This window comes from Mesorhizobium sp. M7A.F.Ca.US.006.04.2.1 (assembly GCF_004022915.1).
GTDB classification, from domain to species: Bacteria; Pseudomonadota; Alphaproteobacteria; order Rhizobiales; family Rhizobiaceae; genus Mesorhizobium; species Mesorhizobium ciceri.
In genome coordinates this window covers 1-6935 of sequence record NZ_RZQA01000287.1, presented here as the reverse complement: position 1 = coordinate 6935, position 6935 = coordinate 1, and the positions used below count along the sequence as shown (strand labels likewise).

At 62.6% G+C, this 6935-nt stretch carries 6 protein-coding genes; 5 read left to right on the top strand and 1 reads right to left on the bottom strand.

What is annotated here, in order from left to right:
* Window positions 1-141: 141 nt before the first annotated feature.
* The 5 genes from EN925_RS16800 (at window position 142) to EN925_RS16780 (ending at window position 5561) form a co-directional block, all read left to right on the top strand.
* Window positions 142-1092, top strand: a complete 951-nt coding sequence (locus EN925_RS16800; protein WP_127365728.1) for a DMT family transporter — start codon at window positions 142-144, stop codon at window positions 1090-1092.
* A 340-nt stretch (window positions 1093-1432) separates the two neighbouring features.
* Entirely contained in the window at window positions 1433-2530 is a 1098-nt protein-coding gene (locus tag EN925_RS16795; RefSeq protein WP_013530248.1) for a polyamine ABC transporter substrate-binding protein, read from the top strand.
* A gap of 84 nt (window positions 2531-2614) precedes the next feature.
* Window positions 2615-3754, top strand: coding sequence for an ABC transporter ATP-binding protein (locus EN925_RS16790; RefSeq protein WP_013530249.1), 1140 nt, complete (start codon window positions 2615-2617; stop codon window positions 3752-3754).
* 9 nt (window positions 3755-3763) lie between these two features.
* Window positions 3764-4738 carry an ABC transporter permease subunit gene (locus EN925_RS16785; protein ID WP_063170075.1) on the top strand — a complete coding sequence of 325 codons (975 nt, stop codon included), beginning with the start codon at window positions 3764-3766 and terminating at the stop codon, window positions 4736-4738.
* 4 nt (window positions 4739-4742) lie between these two features.
* The gene (locus EN925_RS16780; protein ID WP_013530251.1) at window positions 4743-5561 is read left to right on the top strand and encodes an ABC transporter permease subunit; all 819 of its coding nucleotides are present in this window, start codon (window positions 4743-4745) and stop codon (window positions 5559-5561) included.
* An 18-nt stretch (window positions 5562-5579) separates the two neighbouring features.
* Here the strand turns inward: EN925_RS16780 and EN925_RS16775 are convergent.
* The coding region (locus EN925_RS16775; RefSeq protein ID WP_164894243.1) for an AsmA family protein at window positions 5580-6935 on the bottom strand (1356 nt) is incomplete at its 5' end.

Sequence of the window (6935 nt, the reverse complement as noted above, 5' to 3'; positions counted from 1 at the left end):
CTTCTGAAATGGAGGAAGGTGCCACAATTGTCGGCGGCCGCTGGCTCAGTTCCGGCCTGCGCCTTTGCGTTACGCCAACAGAGCATCTTTTTGTCGTCCCTTGCGCATCGTCCCGTCCACAAGAGCCCGACAGTGGCAGCCATGATCGATACCGCATCGCCGATCGTCGCATCGCCAGCCGTCTCGCCGCGCGAGGAGCGCGTCGGCATGCTTTTGGTCTTCCTGTCGGCGCTGATGTGGAGTTTCGGCGGCGCCATCGCCCGCTTCATCACTGTCGGTGACAGCTGGACGGTCATTTTCTGGCGATCCGTGTGGGCAGCCGCCTTCCTGGTCTGCTTCATGGTTTGGCGTGACGGCTGGCGTGGCATGCTGAAGCTGTTCCGCGACATGGGGTTGCCCGGCCTTGCCGTCGGGATCTGCTTTGCCACGGCATCGACCGCCTTCGTCGTGGCGCTCGCCTACACCACCGTCGCTAACATCCTTTTGATGCAGGCAGGCGTGCCGTTGCTGGCGGCGCTGTTTGCTTGGGCATTGTTTCGCGAAAGGGTTGGTGTCGCGACCTGGGTGGCAATCGCCGCCGTCATCACCGGCGTCGCCATCATGGTGTCGGAATCGCTCGATGGCGCCGTCTCGCCCATGGGCGATGGGCTGGCGCTGTTGATCGCGGTCATGTTTTCGGTCGCCACCGTCATCACCCGGCGGTTCTCCGGCGTGCGCATGACGCCGGCGACGTGCCTCGGCACCATGCTCGCGGCCGGCTTTGCCGTCTCGCAGGCATCGACCCTCGCCGTATCTGGCAGTGACATGGGCTTTCTGTTTGCCTTCGGCGTGGTCAATCTCGGCCTCGGCCTGGCCTTCTTCGCCACCGGCGCGCGACTGATCCCGGCGGCCATCGCGGCGCTGCTCGGCACGTTCGAGCCGATCCTCGGCCCGATATGGGTCTGGCTCATTCATTCCGAGGTGCCGTCGGGGCGCACCATCATCGGCGGCGCGGTTGTGGTCACGGCGCTGCTCGTCCATATCGGGCTCGAATTCAAGCGCCAGGCAAGGCCCGAACGCGCAGGGGTCACCGGGGTGCCGTCACCTAATTGAAGCGGCCTGCAGCTTTGCCATTGACAACGTCGCTGCGGCACGGGCAGGCTGGGAATACGGCAACAACAAGACAGGCGTATCTTGCCAAGTCTCCCAGCCGGTCCGATCGGGACCGGACCATATCGTCGTATCTCTGCCCGCGCCATGGCGAAAGCCTCTGACGGTATTGGCACGCCTCCCAGGCCGCCTCAGGGGCATCCAACCATCGCATCCAACCGCCTGCATGGTCTCGGCAGTTCGCGCTTGTCGCCCCTTGGAAAGCTCAATAGTCTGAAGAAAATGCCGGTCGCGCTGATGTCGCGACGAGCCGGTGAAGGAACACTCATCAAAGGAGAATAGCATGATCCGCAAAGCGCTCTGGCTTTCGGCAACGTCGGCATTCCTGACATTTTTCACCGTCGGCGGTCACGCCGAAGATCGTGTCGTCAACGTCTTCAACTGGTCGGACTACATCGACAGTTCGATCATCGACGATTTCACCAAGGAAACCGGCATCAAGGTCGTCTATGATACCTTCGATTCCAACGAAATCCTTGAGACCAAGCTGCTTGCCGGCGGCAGCGGCTATGACGTCGTCGTGCCCAGCGGCAATTTCCTTGCGCGCCAGATCCAGGCCGGCGTGTTCCAGAAGCTCGACAAGTCGAAGCTGCCCAACATCTCCAACATGTGGGATACGGTTTCGGAACGCACTGCCAAGTACGACCCCGGCAACGAATACTCGGTCAACTACATGTGGGGCACGGTTGGCATCGGCTACAACATCAAGAAGGTGCAGGCGGCGCTCGGCACCGACAAGATCGACAGCTGGGATGTCTTCTTCAATCCCGACAGCCTGGCCAAACTGAAGGACTGCGGCGTCTACGTGCTGGACTCGCCGGCCGACATCATTCCGGCTGCACTGAAATATCTCGGCCTCGACCCGAACAGCACATCGCCCGACGATATCGCCAAGGCCGAGGAGACCTTGCTCAAGGTCCGACCTTATATCAGGAAGTTCCATTCCTCCGAATACATCAACGCGCTCGCCAACGGCGATATCTGCCTGGCCGTCGGCTGGTCGGGTGACGTGTTCCAGGCCCGCAACCGCGCGGTCGAGGCCAAGCAGGGCGTCGAGATCGGCTATTCCGTGCCGAAGGAGGGTGCGCAGATGTGGTTCGACCAGATGGCGATCCCTGCCGACGCGCCGCATGTCGCAGAGGCGCTCGAGTTCATCAACTACATGATGAAGCCGGAAGTTATCGCCAAGTCGTCGAACTACGTGCTCTACGCAAACGGCAACAAGGCTTCGCAGCAATTCGTCGACAAGGCACTGTTGGAGGATCCCTCGGTTTATCCCGATGCCGAGACCATAAAAAAGCTCTACACCGTCTCGCCATACGATCCCAAGACCCAGCGCGTCATCACGCGCACCTGGACCAAGATCGTCACCGGCCAGTAAGCAATCCGACACGGTCCCGGCAGCCACCTGCCGGGACCGTTTTTACCTGGGGCAAGAAGCAAGAAAATCAGGACGGAGTGGGACATGAAATCGCTTGGCAGCATCCGCAGGGATTTTGCACCGTGGAACGACCCGAACGCCAAGCCGTACATCCAGTTCGACAACGTCACCAAGAAGTTCGGTGACTTCACCGCCGTCAACAATCTGTCTCTGACCATCTTCGAGCGCGAGTTCTTCGCGCTGCTCGGTGCTTCCGGTTGCGGAAAGTCGACGCTGCTCAGAATGCTCGCCGGCTTCGAGGAGCCGACAGCCGGCCGCATTCTGCTCGATGGCCAGGATCTGCGCGGCATCCCGCCCTACCGGCGGCCTGTCAACATGATGTTCCAGTCCTATGCGCTGTTCCCGCATATGACGGTCGAGAATAACATCGCCTTCGGCCTCAAGCAGGACGGCATGCCGAAGCCCGAAATCGCATCGCGCGTTGCCGAGATGCTGAAGCTGGTCAAGCTCGAGCAGTTCGCCAAGCGCAAGCCGCATCAACTGTCCGGCGGCCAGCGCCAGCGCGTCGCGCTCGCCCGCTCGGTCGCCAAGCGGCCGAAGGTGCTGCTGCTCGACGAGCCGCTCGGCGCGTTGGACAAGAAGCTGCGCGAAGAGACGCAGTTCGAACTGATGGACCTGCAGCAGAATCTCGGCCTGACCTTCGTCGTCGTCACCCACGACCAGGAAGAGGCGATGACCATGGCCGATCGCATCGCCATCATCGACAAGGGCGAGGTGATGCAGGTGGCAACGCCGGCCGAAGTTTACGAGGCGCCGGGATCGCGTTTCGTCGCTGGCTTCGTCGGCAACGTGAATATGTTCGAGGGCAAGATCGCGCGTGGCGAGGCGGGCAGCGCCAGCATAGACGCCGGCAACGGCATCACCATCCGCACCGACAATGCCGGCACCGCCGGGGCTGGGACGGCCGTCACCTTCGCCATCAGGCCCGAAAAGATCAAGGTGTCGTCGAAGAAGCCGGCCGAGGCCGTCAACGCCATCGAGGGCGAGGTCTACGACATCGCCTATCTCGGCGACATGACCGTCTATCATGTCAGGCTGGACGACGGCCAGGTGGTGCGCGCCAGCACCATGAACGCGGCCCGCATCACCGAGGATCCGTTGAGCTGGAACGACCGCGCCTGGGTTTCCTTCCGGCCCGACGCCGGCGTCGTGCTGACGCGGTAGGGGGCGACCATGTCGAGCGCCGCCGTCACCACAGCATCAGCCTCTCCGGCATCCAATGCCGGCAGATCCATCCTTGCCAGGCTGGGTGCTGCCTTCGTTGGCCGACTGGTCATCATCATCCCGTATGTCTGGCTGCTGTTCTTCTTCCTCATTCCGTTCGTCATCGTCTTCAAGATCTCGCTGTCGCAGACGGCGATCGCCATTCCGCCCTATACGCCGGCGCTCGATTTCAGCGGCGGTATCTCAGGGTTCCTGGCTCAGCTGAAACAGCTCAGCCTCGACAACTACACCTGGCTGACGCAGGACGCGCTCTACTTCAACGCCTATGTGACCAGCGTCATCATCGCCGCGGTCTCGACGGTCCTGACATTGCTCGTCGGCTACCCCATCGCCTACGGCATGGCGCGCGCGCCGGCGACGATCCGCCCGACCTTGCTGATGCTGGTCATCCTGCCGTTCTGGACCTCGTTCCTGATCCGCGTCTACGCCTGGATCGGCATTCTCAAGCCCGAAGGGCTGCTCAATCAGCTGCTGCTCGCCACCGGCATCATCCACCAGCCGCTGATCATCCTCAACACCTATACGGCGATTTTCATCGGCATCGTCTATTCCTACCTGCCGTTCATGGTGCTGCCGCTCTATTCCGCGCTCGAGAAGATGGACTATTCGCTGATCGAGGCGGCCAAGGATCTCGGTTGCCCGCCGACCAGTGCGTTCTGGAAAATCACCTTCCCGCTGTCGCTGCCCGGCGTCATCGCCGGTTGTCTGCTGGTGTTCATTCCGGCCGTCGGCGAATTCGTCATTCCCGATCTGCTCGGCGGATCGCAGACGCTGATGATCGGCAAGACGTTGTGGAACGAGTTCTTCGCCAATCGCGACTGGCCGGTATCGTCGGCCGTGGCCGTCATCCTGCTGTTGCTGCTGATCGTGCCGATCATGCTCTTCCAGCGGGCTCAGGCGCGCGCTCAGGAAATGGACAGGTGACCTCATGAACGCCACCTGGAGCCGCTTCAACATCACCTCGATCGTGCTTGGCTTTGCCTTTCTCTACCTGCCGATCGTGCTGCTCATCGTCTTCTCGTTCAACGAATCGAAACTGGTCACGGTCTGGGGCGGTTTCTCGACCAAATGGTACGTCTCGCTATTCCACAACCAGGGTCTCATGGACGCGACCTGGGTGACGGCGCGTGTTGGCCTGATCTCGGCCACGGTTGCGACGGTGCTGGGCACCCTGGCGGCACTCACCTTGACCCGCTACACGCGCTTCAAGGGCAGGGTGCTGTTTTCCGGCATGGTCTTTGCGCCGCTGGTCATGCCGGAAGTCATCACCGGCCTGTCGCTGCTGCTGCTCTTCGTCGCCGTCGGGCTCGACCGCGGCTTCCTCACCGTGACGCTCGCCCACATCACGCTGACCATGTGCTTCGTCGCCGTGGTCGTGCAGTCGCGGCTCATGACTTTCGACCGCTCGCTGGAAGAAGCCGCGATGGATCTTGGCGCAACGCCGGTGAAGACCTTCTTCCAGATCACATTGCCGGTCATCATGCCGGCGATCGTCTCCGGCTGGATGCTGGCTTTCACCCTTTCGCTCGACGATCTGGTCATTGCCAGCTTCACCTCCGGGCCGGGCGCGACGACGCTGCCGATGAAGATCTACAGCCAGGTTCGCCTCGGCGTGACGCCGGAAATCAACGCCGCCTGCACCATCCTGATCGCCGTCGTGGCGATCGGCGTCATCATCGCCTCGCTTGCCAACAAGCGGCGTGAGGTGCAGCGCCAGCTCGACGAGCAGGCCGCGCAGCGCGGTTGAAGATGAAAACGCGACCCCTTATTCCCCGGAAACGCCGCGGCTGATCGGGGAAATGAACGGCGTGCTCCAGGTTCCGCCGACGAAGAACGACGACTGGTTGGGGCCTTGCTGGCCGTTGGCCTGCGTTGCCGCCTGGTCAGGCTGAATGACGCCGCCGGACAAGGCCAGTCCGCGCCCGGCGTAGGACGCGATGCCGGACAGCCAGATCTTGTACTTCGCTGAATTGGCCTCGGCCTTGTCGATTCGCGCCACGCCCTTCGAAATGGTGGCCTTGATCTCGGCACCGTCGATCGGCAATGTTGCGTCGGAGACATCGTCGAGCGCGAAGAAGCCGCCCTGTTCGGTATGTTTGAGGAAGGCCGGCAGGTTGAGCTTGCTCAACGCACCCGGCCCGAAGGTCGCCGAGACCGAGCCGTCGGCATTGTCGAAGATGGAATCCCAGGTTCTGCCCGGCCCCTTGAGGATCACCGAGACGGTGCCCGTGCCGACCGGCACCAGCCGCGTCATCCCTGCCGCCGTGCCGAAAGCACCGCCGTCGATGTCGGACGCCAGAAGGCGGATTTCGACCTGCGAGCCTTCCGGCTTGCGATCGAAGCGAAGGCTGGTCTGGATGTTGCCGCCGAAGGCCGAGGCATCGGAGATGTCGAAGACGGACAGACCATCCTTGACCTGGGCCGTGGCGGCGACGTCGGCGAGCTGGATCGGCCCCGCCGTGGCGTGCGCCGCCGACAGCCTGAGATCGAGATTGATCTTGTCGGCGAAACTTGTGTCGATTTCGCCAGGCCCCGCCCCTCCGGTCGGCACCAGCGGGGTGAAGGCCGACAGAAACGATCTGAGGTCGAGCGTGTCGAAGGCGAGCGTGCCGGAGATCACCGGTTGTGCTTCACCAAGCGAGAGGTCCAGCGCACCCATCCCCGGATTGTTGTCGAGTGCAATCGCCGTGTTGTCGAACTTGACGCGCCCGCCGGTCGCGGTGATCTTGCTCGAAATGCTGACCGAGCCGATCGCCGCACCCGGAGCGATGCCGGCCTGCGACCATTCCAGGACACGCCGCAGCGAGGGCGCCGAGAACTTCGCTTGACCGTCGAAATAGGTATTTTCAGACATGCTGGCCGTGCCGTCGAACGAGAAGGTGGCGGGCGCCGCCTTGAAGGACAGTGTCAGCGGCGCCGTGCCGCCGGCAAACAGCACAAGCGGTTTGGCCGAGGCGACGTCCAGCGCGACGCTTTCGCCCCGCCAGATGCCGGTTGCCGACAGCGTCGCATTGCTGTTCATCGCCGCCCAATTTGCCTGACCGTTCAAGCTGCTCAGGATCTCGACGTCCTTGCCGCCGATGGAGGCTACCATGCGGCCGTCGCGAAACTCGACCGTGCC